This window comes from Streptomyces sp. NPDC107538 (assembly GCF_055657445.1).
This window is the reverse complement of record NZ_JBVKAY010000003.1, coordinates 826275-839692: the sequence shown is the minus strand read 5'-3', so window position 1 is coordinate 839692 and position 13418 is coordinate 826275. Positions and strand designations below refer to the sequence as shown.

Annotated in this window: 9 protein-coding genes; 6 read left to right on the top strand and 3 right to left on the bottom strand. The window is 74.2% G+C overall.

Annotated elements, in window-relative coordinates:
- Nucleotides 1–22: 22 nt before the first annotated feature.
- Both ACZ7MG_RS14210 and ACZ7MG_RS14205 read left to right on the top strand, forming a co-directional pair.
- On the top strand, nucleotides 23–583 hold the full coding sequence (locus ACZ7MG_RS14210) for a hypothetical protein (RefSeq protein ID WP_471390449.1): 561 nt from the start codon (nucleotides 23–25) through the stop codon (nucleotides 581–583).
- Between the two features lie 260 nt (nucleotides 584–843).
- Nucleotides 844–1413 (top strand): DUF4232 domain-containing protein, encoded by a 570-nt coding sequence (locus tag ACZ7MG_RS14205; RefSeq protein ID WP_471390447.1) that lies wholly within the window; start codon nucleotides 844–846, stop codon nucleotides 1411–1413.
- 29 nt (nucleotides 1414–1442) lie between these two features.
- Here ACZ7MG_RS14205 and ACZ7MG_RS14200 read toward each other — a convergent pair whose 3' ends face one another.
- Nucleotides 1443–2669, bottom strand: a complete 1227-nt coding sequence (locus ACZ7MG_RS14200; protein WP_471390444.1) for a DUF2786 domain-containing protein — start codon at nucleotides 2667–2669, stop codon at nucleotides 1443–1445.
- A 139-nt stretch (nucleotides 2670–2808) separates the two neighbouring features.
- On the opposite strand from ACZ7MG_RS14200, the gene ACZ7MG_RS14195 reads away from it, so the two are divergent.
- From ACZ7MG_RS14195 to ACZ7MG_RS14180, 4 genes are all read left to right on the top strand, one after another.
- A complete protein-coding gene (locus ACZ7MG_RS14195; RefSeq protein WP_471390441.1) occupies nucleotides 2809–3693 on the top strand; it encodes an ABC transporter ATP-binding protein in 885 nt (294 codons plus the stop codon).
- A complete protein-coding gene (locus ACZ7MG_RS14190; RefSeq protein WP_471390438.1) occupies nucleotides 3687–5861 on the top strand; it encodes an ABC transporter permease in 2175 nt (724 codons plus the stop codon). Before ACZ7MG_RS14195 ends, ACZ7MG_RS14190 begins: the two co-directional genes overlap by 7 nt.
- Nucleotides 5862–6040: 179 nt before the next feature.
- Nucleotides 6041–6775, top strand: coding sequence for a Clp protease N-terminal domain-containing protein (locus ACZ7MG_RS14185; RefSeq protein WP_471390435.1), 735 nt, complete (start codon nucleotides 6041–6043; stop codon nucleotides 6773–6775).
- A 56-nt stretch (nucleotides 6776–6831) separates the two neighbouring features.
- Nucleotides 6832–8544: a bifunctional 3'-5' exonuclease/DNA polymerase gene (locus ACZ7MG_RS14180; RefSeq protein WP_471390434.1), complete on the top strand. Its 1713-nt coding sequence runs from the start codon at nucleotides 6832–6834 to the stop codon at nucleotides 8542–8544.
- Nucleotides 8545–8662: 118 nt separating this feature from the next.
- Here the strand turns inward: ACZ7MG_RS14180 and ACZ7MG_RS14175 are convergent, their stop codons facing one another.
- Nucleotides 8663–11911 (bottom strand): AfsR/SARP family transcriptional regulator, encoded by a 3249-nt coding sequence (locus ACZ7MG_RS14175; protein WP_471390432.1) that lies wholly within the window; start codon nucleotides 11909–11911, stop codon nucleotides 8663–8665.
- 353 nt (nucleotides 11912–12264) lie between these two features.
- Nucleotides 12265–13164, bottom strand: a complete 900-nt coding sequence (locus ACZ7MG_RS14170) for a glycosyltransferase family 2 protein (protein WP_471390431.1) — start codon at nucleotides 13162–13164, stop codon at nucleotides 12265–12267.
- Nucleotides 13165–13418 lie beyond the last annotated feature (254 nt).

Genomic DNA, 13418 nt, shown 5'->3' with positions numbered 1-13418 from the left:
AGGGACGACGGCGAGGACGGCGATGCCCGCGGTGCCCGTGGTGTCGGCGATGTCGGCGGGGCCCGTGGTCAGGGCTTCCTCCGCGCGCCGGCGTGGACGCGTCGCGGCCGTGGCGGCGGCCGGGCTGACGGCCGTGCTGGTGCTGACCGGGTGCAGTGGTGACGGCGACGGCGGTGGCTCCGGGGCGAAGGACTCGTCGGCGGGGGCGACTCCGTCGGACAGTGCGGACGGCGGTGGCTCCGGGGACTCCTCCGGCGCCGAGACCGAACTGCAGGGCAACTGGCTGGCCACGACCGGGGGCAAGCCGGTCGCGCTGTTCGTCAACGGTGCCGAGGTCGCCGTGTTCGTGGGCACCTCGGTGTGCAGCGGGAAGGTCTCCGACGCGGCGGACATGCAGATGATCGCCCTCAAGTGCCAGGACGGCAGCGACGACCGCACCGAGGGCATGGTCGACGAGGTCAGCGCCAAGTCCCTCACGATCACCTGGGAGGGCGGCGTCGGCGAGGAGACGTTCCAGAAGGCCGAGGGGTCGTTGCCGTCCGGGCTGCCGACGGATCTGCCTACGGCCAGCGCGGGGTCGTAGGCGGGGCGCGGGCGTATGCGGGCGCGGGCGTATGCGCTCGGCGTGCGCCGGGGCGTGGGCGTGTGGTGGGGCCGTGAGGGTGTGGAACGGGTCTCGCCGTGTGCTCCGGTCGTAGATCATGTGTCGGACGGGCCGCGGAACCTCGGGGTTACGTGGCCCGTTCGAATTGCACACCGTCACACCGTTACGCAGTCACATCGCGACATCGCCACATCTTCATCGGCTGCGCTCCGGCAGCCACGAACTCCACCGGGAACTCCATGCGCACCGCTCCGACCGCCATCGCCGCCGTCCTCCTCGCGGCCCTCACGCTGACCGCCTGTGGCGGAAGTGACGAGGGTGACGGGGGTGGTGGGGGTGACGACGGCAAGACCAGCGCGGCCACCGCTGACAGCGGGAAGGGCGGCGCCTGTACGGCGGCGCAGACCGGCTTCGAGGTGGGGCCCAGCAGTGCGGCGCCGGCCGCGGGTGACGAGGGGGCCGTACCGGTCACCGTCACCAACAAGGGCGACACCGCCTGCACGTTGAAGGGGATCGCCGATGTCGACCTGGTCGCCGGCGACAAGTCCTGGGCGCTGCGGCCGCAGGAGGGCGCGCCCCAGGACACCGAGATGACGCTGGCGAGCGGTCAGTCGATGACCTTCACCGTCTCGTACGTGCGCGGGGCCGCGGGTGACGCGGAGCAGAGCGCCGCGGTGGACGAGCTGAAGCTCACCCTCCCCGGAGACAGCAAGGTCAACACCTTCAAGTGGCCGGACCCCGAGGTCGCGATCAAGTCCGAGAGCACACTGGACGCGACGGTGGGACCGTTCTTGCCGGCGGGGGACTGAGTCGGCCGGGGGTCCGTGGCGTATCCGGGTTACGACGGCAGGTGTGGGTGGGAGCGGACCTGGGCGCGGTTGGCTGCCTCTGTGCCCTGTTGCCAGCCGGTCAGGTCGGTGATGCCTCGGACTCGGGTGGTGACCGTGTCCGGGAACATGTGGGTGAACTGGTCGCGGACGGCGATGTCGCGGGCGGCGAGGACGGGGAGCAGGTCCTGCGCGGGGCCGCCCGACCCGCGCGGGCCCGCGTTCTCGGCCTTCGCCTCGGCGAGCTGGGCCTCGGCGACCTCGGCGAGGCGGTCGCCTATGCGATGGGCGTAGGCGGCTAGGAAGGACTGCCGGAAGGTCTTGGTCCGCTTGCGGCCGCCCTTGCGCTGGGCCGCCTCCGCCTTGGTCATCGCGGTGGTGGCCTGGACGAGCAGCGAGGTGTGCAGCAGCTCGACCACCTCCAGATCGGCCTCGAAACCGACGACCGTGGAGAAGCCGAGCGCCTCGTTCCAGACGGCCTCGCAGCGGTTGGCCCGGGCCACGGCGTCGAGGAGCACCGCCTTGGCCGTCTCGTACGGCGCGTCCACACCGATCCGGCACGCGCCGGGCGCGTTCGCGTCGTGCGTGCGCGCCGCGAGCAGCGCCTCGTCGATGCTGTGCCGCGCCATCAGTTCCTGCGCCTTCGCGCTGAGTGCCTCCGCCTCCTCCGGGAACCCGGTCGCCTCCGCCTTGGCGAGGAGCGCGCGGATCCGGCCGAGCATGCGGGACTCGGGGTGGCTCCGGGCGGTGGCCGGGCCGCCGGATTCCCGGAGGCGGTCCAGGGGTTCGAGGGTGGGCAGGCGCAGGAGGAGGCGGTACAGCTCCAGGGCCGTGGTGGCGTACGTGAAACGGTCCGCGCGGGTGGGATGCCCGGCCGCCAGTTCCCTGACCTCGTCGAGCTGCGCGGCCCAGCGGGGTCCGGGCGGCGCCTGCCGCCGGGCGCGCGCCCCCTCTCCCTCGCCCCTGCCCGCCTCGCGCTCCTCGTGTTCCGCGATGACGAGGCGGGCGAGGAGGCGTACGTGCTCGTCGTCCAGCTCGCGCCGGGTGAACCGTACGACGTCGGCGGGCTGCCAGTGGCGCCGCCAGGCCCCGGCGACGAACTCCCGTCCGCGCCGGGCGAGTTCCGCGTCGGCCGCCGGGTCGGCGGCGAGCAGGGAGGCGCCGGTGTCGAGGGCGGCGTCGGTGTCGGCGTAGAGAGCGGCCTCGAAGGCGCGGTCCACCGTGCTGGTCGTACTCACGTGTTCGATCGTGTCATGGAGGCGATCGTGCCATGGGCGGCGATCGTGTCATGGGGCCGAGGAGGGTAGGGCCGGCCCTACCCCCGGGACGCCCTCCAGTGGTCGTGTGCGGGCGGGGCGCGGACGGTTCGCTTGGAGCATGACCACGACAGGGATGAACAGGGCCTCGGCAGGGGCGGGCAGTGCCTCGGCGGGAGCGGACAGTGGCTCGGCGCGGGCGGTGGTGGAGACGGGGGTCGCGGCCGTACGCGTGCGGGGCCTGCGGCGGTCGTACGGGGAGGTCGTCGCCCTCGACGGGGTGGATCTGGACTTCGGGGCCGGGACCTTCACGGCGGTGATGGGGCCCTCGGGGTCGGGGAAGTCGACCCTGCTGCAGTGTGCGGCGGGGCTGGACCGGCCGTCGGGCGGGACCGTACGGGTCGACGGGGTGGAGCTGGCCGGGCTGAGCGAGCGGCGGCTGACGCTGCTGCGGCGGGAGCGGATCGGGTTCGTGTTCCAGGCGTTCAATCTGCTGCCCTCCCTCACCGCGGCGCAGAACGTCGCCCTGCCGCTGCGGCTCGCCGGGCGGCGCCCCGCGCGCCGGGCGGTGGGCGAGGCCCTGGCCCGGGTGGGGCTGGCCGAGCGCGCCGGACACCGGCCCGCCCAGCTGTCCGGTGGGCAGCAGCAGCGGGTCGCGCTGGCCCGCGCGCTGATCACCCGCCCGGCCGTCCTCTTCGGCGACGAGCCCACCGGGGCACTGGACACCACGACCAGCCGTGAAGTGCTGCGCCTGCTGCGGGAGTTGGTGGACCGCGAGGGCCAGACCACGGTGATGGTCACCCATGACCCGGTGGCCGCCTCGTACGCGGACCGGGTGGTGTTCCTGGTCGACGGCCGGGTGAGCGGGGAGCTGGCCCGGCCGTCGGTGGAGGCGGTCGCGGCCCACATGGCGGGGCTGGAGCGGAATGCCGGGGCAGGCGCACCGGGCGCACCGGCCGGAACGAGCGGGGCCGGGAACGGGATCGGTGGGGGTGTGACGTGCTGACCTTGTCGTCGTTGCGTACGCGGTGGGCCGCGTTGCTGGGGGCGTTCGTCGCGGTGGCGCTGGGCGTCGGGGTGATGGCGGCCATGGGGCTGGGGCTCGCGGCGACGATCGATCCGCCCGCGCGTGCGCCGGAGCGTTTCGGGTCCTCCCCCGTCGTGGTGGCGGGGCTGGACCGGCTGACGGTGGAGGTGCGGCGGGGGCCGGGGACGGCCCGGGTGTCGCAGAAGCTCGCCCATCCACACCCTGTGGACGAAGAATTGGCGGCCGAGCTGCGCCGGCTGGGGCCGGTGACGACGGACGGAACCGGGAGCGCGGGCGCCCAGGACGCGGTCGGGGTGGACGCGCCCGTCGCCGCCGTACGGGCGGTCGTCGGGGACCGGGCGCGGGTGCTGACCGGTGACGCGCGCCGGCAGGTGGATCCGGCGTACGAGCGGGACGCGGAGGCGCTGGTCGCCGTGAACTCCCTGCTGGGGACGGCGGGCGGGGTCACCACGTTCGTGTCGGTGTTCGTGACCGCGTCGACGTTCGCCTTCGTGGTGGCGCTGCGCAGAAGGGAGTTCGGGCTGCTGCGGATGGCCGGCGCGACCCCGGGGCAGGTGCGGCGGCTGCTGCTCGGGGAGGCCCTGGCGGTCGGGGTCCTGGCCTCCGCCGCCGGGTGTGCGCTGGGGGCGTGGGGGGCGCCTCTGCTCGTACGGGAGTTGGTGGACGGCGGGGTCGCGCCGACCTGGTTCGCGGTGCCGGAGGCGGTGGTGTGGCCGTACCACGTGGCCTTCTGGACGGGTGTGTCGGTGGCGTGCGCGGGGGCGTGGGTGGCGGCGCGGCGCGCCGGGCGGATCGGGCCCGTGGAGGCCTTGCGCGAGGCGTCCGTGGACACGGGGGTGCTGCCGCGGTCGCGCCGGGTGATCGGCTTCGCCCTGCTGGCGGGTGGACTCGGGCTGCTGGCCTGGAAGTTGGGGACGGATCCGGCGGAGCTGCTGAAGCGGAAGACGTACACCACCCAGCCGATGGTGCTGATCACGGCCGCCGCGGCGCTCGCACCGCTGCTCGTCCGGCCGGTCGTACGGCTGGTGGGGGCGGCGCTGCCCGGAGCGACCGGGCTGCTGATCCGGGAGAACGCGGCCACGTCCGTACGCCGTACCGCCGCCGTCGCCGCGCCGGTGCTGGTGACCGTCGCGCTGGCCGGGTCGCTGCTGGGGGCCTCGGGGACGGTGGCCGGGGCGAAGGGCGCGGAGGCGGAGGCGCGGACCCGGGCGGACTTCGTGGTCACGGGTGAGGCGACGGGGACGGGCGCGGTGGGGGCGGGGTTGCGGGTGCCCGGCACGACCGTGGCCGGGTCGGCTTCCACCGCCGTGTACGCCGTGGAGGAGGGGAGCGCGCTGGTGCGGTCCGGGGCGCGGGCGGTGACGGATGTGGCGGCCTTCGCGGCGGTGTCGCGACTGCCGGTGGTCGCCGGTGATCCGCGGGACCTCGACGACCGGTCGATCGTCGTCAACGAGGAGTGGGAGCGGGCCGAGGTCGGGCGGAGCGTACGGGTGTGGCTCGGCGACGGGCGGCCGGTACGGCTGCGGATCGTGGCGGTGCTCGCGGAGGGGACCGGGGACAACGGCGCGTATGTGACGGCCGCGAACGCCGGCGGCGCCGTGGTGGACCGGGTCGAGGTGCGGGTGGGGCGCGGGGCGGACCGGGCGGGGGTCGCGGCGGCGCTGGAGCGGGCGGTGTCGGCGGGGGCCGGCGGGACCGGGGTGACGGTCCGGTCGGCCGAGGAGTGGCTCGCGGCGAACCGGCCCGGGACCAAGGCGCACACCCGGCTCGGGTTCCTCGTGGTGCTGGGGATCGCCCTCGTGTACGCGGGGATCTCGCTGGCCGGGACGTTGTTGATGGCGACGTCGGCGCGGGGGGCGGAGCTGCGGTCGTTGCGGATGGCCGGGGCCACGCGGGGGCAGGTGCGGGTGGTTGTGGTGGGTGAGGCGCTGGTGGCGGTCGTGGTGGGGGTGTTGTTGGGAGTGGTGGTCACCGGGGTGAATCTGGCGGGGGTCGTGGGGGCATTGGGGGTGTTGGCGGCGCCGGTGGGGGTGGTGGTGCCGTGGGGGGTAATGGTGGCTTGCGCCGGCTTGAGCGGGGTGGTCGCTGCGGTGGTGGCTGTTTGTGGGGTGGTGGGGCGGCGGTGAGGTTCGGGTGCGCCGTCCGGGAGGGGGGGTGCGTGTCGGATGGCGGGTGCGGGTTGATCGTGGCTGGTCGCGCAGTTCCCCGCGCCCCTTTCGGGGCCTGCGGCCACCTCAGGGGCGCGGCACACCCGGGGTGTCAACTTTGGGTTGACACCCTCGCGCTGTCAACCTACGGTTGACGAATGACGACGAATCCGCGAGTCACCGCTTCCATCCGTCTCGACGAGCTCATCGACGCCATCAAGAAGGTCCATCCGGAACCGCTCGACCAGCTGCAGGACGCGGTGATCGCCGCGGACCACCTCGGTGAGGTGGCCGACCATCTGATCGGGCACTTCGTGGACCAGGCCCGGCGGTCGGGTGCGTCCTGGACGGAGATCGGCAAGAGCATGGGGGTGACCCGGCAGGCCGCGCAGAAGCGGTTCGTGCCGAAGGGCGAGAACGATCTCGACGCCAGCCAGGGGTTCAGCCGCTTCACCCCCCGCGCCAAGAACGTGGTCGCCGCCGCGCACGACGAGGGCAAGGCCGCGGGTGCCGTCGAGGGCGTCCCCGCCCACCTCGTCCTCGGGCTCCTCGCCGAACCGGAGGGGCTCGCGGCCAAGGCGCTCACCGCCCAGGGCATCTCCCCCGAGGCCGTACGGGAGGCCGCCACCGCCGTCCTGCCCCCGGCCGCCGCCGAGGTCCCCGAACTCATCCCCTACAACCCCGAGGCCAAGAAGGTCCTCGAACTCACCTTCCGCGAGGCCCTCCGCCTCGGCCACAACTACATCGGCACCGAGCACATCCTGCTGGCCCTGCTGGAGTTCGAGAACGGCGAGGGAGTGCTGTCGGGGCTCGGCGTCACCAAGACAGCGGTGGAGGAGAACATCACGGTGTTCCTCGCCGGGATCTCCGAGGGGCCCGGCGAGCAGGCCTGAGACACCGCGCGGGCCGGGAACGGCCCGTTGTCAGACCCCCCTGGCACACTCGCGGCATGACCGATCGGTGGGCGCTGGCGATGGCCGAGGACGGGGGTGTGGAGGTCGCGCCGCTCGGGGGCGACGGGCTGCTCGCGGGGCCGGTGGTCCGGGAGGCGGATGCCGCGGAGGCCGTGCGGCGGCGGCCCGAGGTGGGGCGGTGGGTGTGGCGGGCCACCGGGGAGGTGTATCCGGGGCTGCTCGCCGCGGGGGTGCGGGTGGAGCGGTGCTACGACGTGGAGGACGCCGAGAGTCTGCTGCTCGGGTACGAGGGGCGGCTCGGGGAGCCCCGCTCCGCCGCTGCCGCCCTCGCCCGGCTCCGGCACGGCCCCGTACCGCCCGACCCGCCGCTGCGCTCGGCCGACCCCGGCGCCCAGCCGTCCCTGTTCGAGCCCCGCCCGGTGCACGTCCCCCTCGCCGACCTCGTCGAGGTCTACGCGGACCAGCAGCGGCGGCACGACGCCACCGCCCACCCGGACCGGATGCGGCTGCTCACCGCCGCCGAGTCGGCCGGGATGCTCGTCGCCGCCGAGATGAACCGGGCGGGCCTGCCGTGGCGGGCCGACGTGCACCGCGAGGTGCTGCACGAACTGCTCGGCGAGCGGTACCCCGGCGGTGGCGAGCCGCGCCGCCTGGCCGAGCTGGCCGTCGAGGTGTCCGAGGCCTTCGGGCGGCGGGTGCGGCCCGATCTGCCCGCCGATGTCGTCAAGGCCTTCGCGCAGGCCGGGGTGCGGGTGCGCTCCACCCGCCGGTGGGAGATCGAGAGCGTCGACCACCCCGCCGTAAAACCCCTCCTCGAATACAAGCGGCTCTACCGCATCTGGGTCGCCCACGGCTGGTCCTGGCTGCAGGACTGGGTCCGGGACGGCCGCTTCCGGCCCGAGTTCCTCGCGCACGGCACCGTCACCGGGCGCTGGGTCACCAACGGCGGGGGCGCGCTCCAGATCCCCAAGGTGATCCGCCGCGCCTGTGTCGCCGACCCGGGCTGGCGGCTCGTCGTCGCCGACGCCGACCAGATGGAGCCGCGCGTGCTGGCCGCCGTCTCCCGCGACCCCGGGCTCATGGAGGTCGCGGGCCGCGGCACCGACCTGTACCAGTCCGTCTCCGACCGTGCCTTCTCCGGGGACCGGGAGCAGGCCAAGCTCGCCGTGCTCGGGGCCGTGTACGGGCAGACCTCCGGGGACGGCCTCAAGAACCTCGCCGCGCTGCGCCGCCGCTTCCCGCGCGCCGTCCAGTACGTCGACGACGCGGCCCGCGCGGGCGAGGAGGGCCGGCTCGTACGGACCTGGCTCGGGCGTACGTGTCCACCGGCGGCCGGGGCGTCCGACGAGGCGGCCGAGGAGGCGGGCCTCCCCCAGGACGACGGCGACCCCGGTGGGCCCCGGGAGCAGGCGCGGGGGCAGGGGGACGAGTGGGTGCCGGGGTACGCGTCCGGCAACTCCCGTGCCCGGGGCCGGTTCGCCCGCAACTTCGTCGTCCAGGGCAGCGCCGCGGACTGGACGCTGCTGCTGCTCGCCGCGTTGCGCCGTGCGCTCTCCGGGATGGCGGCGGAGTTGGTCTTCTTCCAGCACGACGAGGTGATCGTGCACTGTCCGGAAGGGGAGGCGGAGGCGGTGGTGGCGGCGATTCGGGAGGCGTCGGAGTTGTCGGGGCGGCTGACGTTCGGGGAGACGCCGGTGCGGTTTCCTTTTACGGCGGCGGTGGTGGAGTGCTACGCCGATGCGAAGTGAGGGGGTTTGGGGCGCCTTCCGGGGTGGGGGGTTCTGTCGGCTGGCGGCTGCGGGATCGTCGTGGCTGGTCGCGCAGTTCCCCGCGCCCCTGAAGAGCAGGGGCTGCGCCCCATGCTCTTCAGGGCGCGCGGTTCTTCAGTAGTTCTCTCAGGTCCACCGCGACCGTCGAGTCCGTGTCGTCCAGGATTTCCTGGGCCTGCTCCCATTCGTGGTAGGCCGCCTCCTCGTGGCCGTCGGCGCGGAGGAGGAGGCCGCGCTGGTGGCGGGCGAGGCCGATGGCGTACTGGTCGGCGCGGCGTTCGGCGAGGTCGAGGAGGAGGGCGCACTCGTGGGACGCGCGGTCCGTGCGGCCCAGTTCGCGCAGGGCCCGGACCAGGCCGAGCCGGGACTTGGACTCGCCCTGCCAGTCCTCCTCACCGCCGAGGATGCGCAGGCTCTGCTCGAAGTGGCGTACGGCGGCGGCCGGTTCGCCGAGGCGGAGGTGGGCGTAGCCGATGTTGCAGTGCGCGGTGTGCCGTACGACGAGGCTGTCGGCGATCTCGCCCAGCGCCAGGCTGCGTTCGTGGTGGGCGATGGCGGCCCGTGCGTCGGTGTGCTTGTAGAGGTTGCCGAGGTGGCTGAAGGTCACCGCCTCGCCGTAGGGGTCGCCGAGCTGCCGGGACAGTTCCAGGCTCTGCCGGAGCGTCTCCTCGCTCTCCTCGTAGCGGCCGAGGCTCTCCAGTACGAGCCCCCGGTTGTTCAGGCACCGCCGTACGCAGGAGACGACCCCGAGGCGCCGCCACAGGGTCAGGCCCTCGTCGTTGAGGGCGAGCGCCTCCGAGGCGCGGCCGGACATGAAGTGCAGGCCCGCCCGGTCGGTGAGCGCGAACGCCTCGGCCTCGTCGTCGCCGAGCGACCTCGCCACGTCCAGGGCGAGCCGTCCGAGCACGTCCAGTTCGGCGAGCCGGCCGCCCCGGTGCAGATAGGGGAAGAGGTGGCGGACCAGGGTGGGGACGAGCGCCAGCGCCGCCGGGCCACCGCCGCCCGCGCCGGCTCCCACGTCCGCTCCGCCGCCGCCCGCGCTGCCGCCGGGTTCGCGGGCGCAGCGTTCCACCAGGGCGACGATGTTGGGGAGTTCGCGGTCGCCCCAGGCGAAGGCCTCCTCGGCGGAGGTGAGTTCCGTGGGCTGCGGGTCCCGGGGCACGGGTGCGGTCGTCCGCAGGCGTTCGTCGCGTTCGTAGCCGGGCGGGAGCATCACCAGCAGGCTCTGCCGGGCGTGGTCGGCGTACCAGCTCAGGGCCTGTGTGACCGCCTCGGTGGTGTCGGCCGGGTCGGCGAGTTCGCGGGCGAAGTGGCGGACCAGGTCGTGGGGGACGTACCGGCCGTACGTCGTCTCCTCCAGCAGGGCCACGTCGACGAGGCGGTCGAGGGCGGTCTCGGCGCGGAACTCGTCGATGCCGGTGAGCCGGGCAAGGAGGGGCGCGCCGTACGCGGGCAGGTCCAGGGCGCCGATGCGGCTCAGGGCGTGGGCGGCGTCGCGGTCGGCCTCGCGGTCGGAGGCGCGCAGGGCCTCGTGGGCGACGGCGAGGGAGCGGCGGACGCTCAGGTCGTCGTATTCGAGATGCCGCAACCGGCTTTCCGTGGCGGCCAGTTGACCGGCCAGTGCGTCCGGGGTGAGGGCCCGGCGGGCGGCGAGGCGGGCCGCGACGACCCGGAGGGCGAGCGGGAGGCGGCCGGTCAGCTCGACGAGGGGGTGCGCGGCGTCCAGCCCGGCGGCGCGGCCGGACGCGGCGCGCAGCAGGGCCGCGCTCTCGTCGTCCGACAGCGGGGCGAGCGGGAAGCGGTGGGCGCCGTCCAGGGCGGTGAGCGGGGAACGGCTCGTCACGATGACCGCGCAGCCGGGGCCCGCGGGGAGGAGGGGGCGTACCTGGGCGGCGTTCGCGGCGTCGTCCAGGACCATCAGGGTGCGAGTGGGGGCGAGGGTCGAGCGGAGCAACGCGGCGGCGGCGTCGGGGTGTTCGGGGATGCGGCGGGGGGCGGTGCCGAGGTCGCGCAGGAGTGAGGTGAGGGCCTGGGCGGGGGTGAGGGGGGTCATGCCCGGGGTGGCGCCGTGGAGGTTGATGTAGAGCTGGCCGTCGGGGAAGTGGTCGGAGAGGTCGTGGGCGAGGTGGAGGGCGAGGGCGCTTTTGCCCACGCCGGCCATGCCGTTGATGACTGCGACGGCGGTCCCCTTTGGGGGCGGGGGGCGCCTATGGGGGCGGGGGTGCGGGTGGGTGGGCGAGTGCGGGTCGTCGGTGGCTGGTCGCGCCCACGCGGCGGTAGCCGCAGATTCGATGCCGCCCCGCGCCCCTGGGTGAGCGGGGGTGCAGGTTGTTTCGTACGTTTCCGCGTTCAGTGCTTGGCGCAACTCCGCCAGTACTTCGGTCCTGCCCGTGAAATGGGCCGGTGGTGGCGGGAGTTGGGCCGGGCGGAGTGGAGGGTCGGCGGGGGTGGCCCCGGGTGGGGCCTCCTGGGGGTGTTCGTCCGGCTCCCGCAGGATCTCCACGTGGGCCTCGCGTACCGCCGGGCCCGGTTCGACGCCGAGTTCGTCGAGGAGGCGGGCGCGGAGGTCGCGGTGGACGGCGAGGGCCTCGGCCTGGCGGCCCGTGCGGTGCAGGACGAGCATGAGGAGCCGGTGGAAGGCCTCGCGGAGGGGGTGTTCGGCGACGAGGGCGGCGAGTTCGGGGGCGAGCGCGCCGAGCGCGTGCGCTCCCCCGGTCTCCTCGTCCGGCCCGCCGGCGCCATCCCTCACCCCGTCGGCGGCCTTGCCCGCCCCGCCGGTCTCCCCGTCCCCCGGGCCCGCCGCGAGGTGGAGTTCGGCGTCGTACCGGCGTTCCAGGAGCAACAGCCGGGCCTCCTCCAGGCGTTGGACGAAGGCCTGGGCGCGGAACTCCTCGACCGCCAGACCGCCGAGCGGTGTCCCCCGCCAGAGGGCGAGCGCGGCGGCGGACTCGCGCAGCGTGCGCGCCCAGTCGCGCGCGGCGTGCGCGGCGCGGGCGGCGCGGGCGTGGGCCTCGAAGACGCGGACGTCCAACTCGCCCTCGTCGACCCGCAGGAGATAGCCCGGCGGGATGGCGCGCAGCCGCTCGGGGTCGTCCAACAGCCTGCGCAGCCGGGTCACATGGTTCTGCAGGGACGCCTGCGCGGAGGGCGGGGGCGCCGCGTCCCACAGCACGTCCTTGAGGGTGTCCACGGAGACGACCCGCCCCGGTTCGAGCAGCAGGGCGACGAACAGGGCCCGCATCTTGCCGCTGCCGACGGACCGTGCGCCGCCGGCAGAACCCACGACGTCCCCGGCCCCGTACAGAACCGGCGGACCGAGCAGTCCGAACCGCAGCCCGTCCCGCATAGAACCCGTCCGTTGCCTTCCCGCACCGTCGTTCCGGGCCCGCCCCACGGCGACCTGACGCCGCCTCCCGTACGGCTCCCCGTGGAACCGTTGGGCTCATGTTAGCGATCCGTTGGCGAGACCTGATGTGATCACTTCATCGGATCCGGCGACGACGGCGCACGCGTGGTACGCGTAGCTCGGGGGAGTGACGCCGCCGCTGCCGGATCCGGGAATCGTGAGAGCGCCGTGGCCCGGTCCACGGGGGTGAACGACCGGGGCACAGCGCTCTCACGATTCCCTGCCACAGCATCGGCGCTACAGGATCGGTGCTGGAGGATCGGCGCTACGGGATCGGTGTTAGAGGATCGGCGCTACAGAATCGGCGGTCGGCCGAGCCGCGTCAGACGCCACACCGTCCGCCAGCTCATGGGCCGGCGCTCGCCGCCCGACTCGCGCCAGCCCTCCACGAAGCCGCTGAACCACGCCTTCAGTCCGCCCGCCGAGCGCGTCCGCAGCAGGGTGATGAGGACCCACATGCCCAGGTGGACGGGGACGAGGGGGACCGGGAGGCGGCGGCGGGCGAGCCAGACGCGGTTGCGGGCGTTGACCCGGTAGTAGATGGCGTGCCGGGCGGGTGAGGTCTTCGGGTGCTGGAGGAGCAGTTCGGGGGCGTACAGCACGGTCCAGCCGGCGTCGAGCGCCCGCCAGGCGAGGTCGGTCTCCTCGTGCGCGAAGAAGAACTCGGCGGCCCAGTCGCCCGTTTCGCCGAGCATGGCCATGGAGAGGGCGTGTCCGCCGCCGAGGAAGCCGGTGACCGGGCCGCCGCGCAGCGGGTCCTTGGCCCCGACCCTGGGCACGTGCCGTCGCTGGGTCTCGCCGTGCTCGTCGGCGATGCGGAAGCCGACGATGCCGAGGCGGGGGTCGGCGGCGTACAAGTCCCGTACGCGGCGCAGCACATCGGCGTCGACGAGCAGACCGTCGTCGTCCAGTTCGACGACGACGTCCACGTCCCCGAACTCCCGCAGCCGCTCGATGGCCACGTTCCGGCCGCCGGGGCAGCCCAGGTTCTCGTCCACCTCGACGAGGGTGACCTCGCCGGGCAGGCCGAGCCGTTCGGCGAACTCGGGGAGGGGGCAGCCGTTCCCGACGACGACGATCCGCGCGGGCGCGATGTCCTGCTTGGCCACGGAGGCGAGCAGCGCGTCCACCTCGGCGGGCCGATTGCCCATCGTCACCACGGCGACAGCGACCCGAGGCCCGGCCTCCACCACGACACCAACCCCATCCTGTACACGGACCGCCGACGACGCACGGACGACCTACGCACGACGCACGGACGACGTACGCACGACGTACGGACGACGTACGCACGACGTACGGACGACGTACGGCGGAGCCGACGAGCGTCGGCCGCATCCCATTTTCCACCGACTGTTTACGGCCGGGATGCTAGTCGTTCATTTCGGAGACTTCGCACCGCCTCCTCGTGTACGCCGCCCAACTCCCTTCCTTTCCCTTCCTTCCG

What these genes read in the sequence shown, in the direction of transcription:
- ACZ7MG_RS14195 (WP_471390441.1), top strand. Translation starts at nt 2,809, where the DNA reads ATGACCACGACAGGGATGAACAGGGCCTCGGCAGGGGCGGGCAGTGCC.
- ACZ7MG_RS14180 (WP_471390434.1), top strand. Translation starts at nt 6,832, where the DNA reads ATGACCGATCGGTGGGCGCTGGCGATGGCCGAGGACGGGGGTGTGGAG.
- ACZ7MG_RS14175 (WP_471390432.1), bottom strand. Translation starts at nt 11,911, where the DNA reads ATGCGGGACGGGCTGCGGTTCGGACTGCTCGGTCCGCCGGTTCTGTAC.
- ACZ7MG_RS14205 (WP_471390447.1), top strand. Translation starts at nt 844, where the DNA reads ATGCGCACCGCTCCGACCGCCATCGCCGCCGTCCTCCTCGCGGCCCTC.
- ACZ7MG_RS14185 (WP_471390435.1), top strand. Translation starts at nt 6,041, where the DNA reads ATGACGACGAATCCGCGAGTCACCGCTTCCATCCGTCTCGACGAGCTC.
- ACZ7MG_RS14210 (WP_471390449.1), top strand. Translation starts at nt 23, where the DNA reads ATGCCCGCGGTGCCCGTGGTGTCGGCGATGTCGGCGGGGCCCGTGGTC.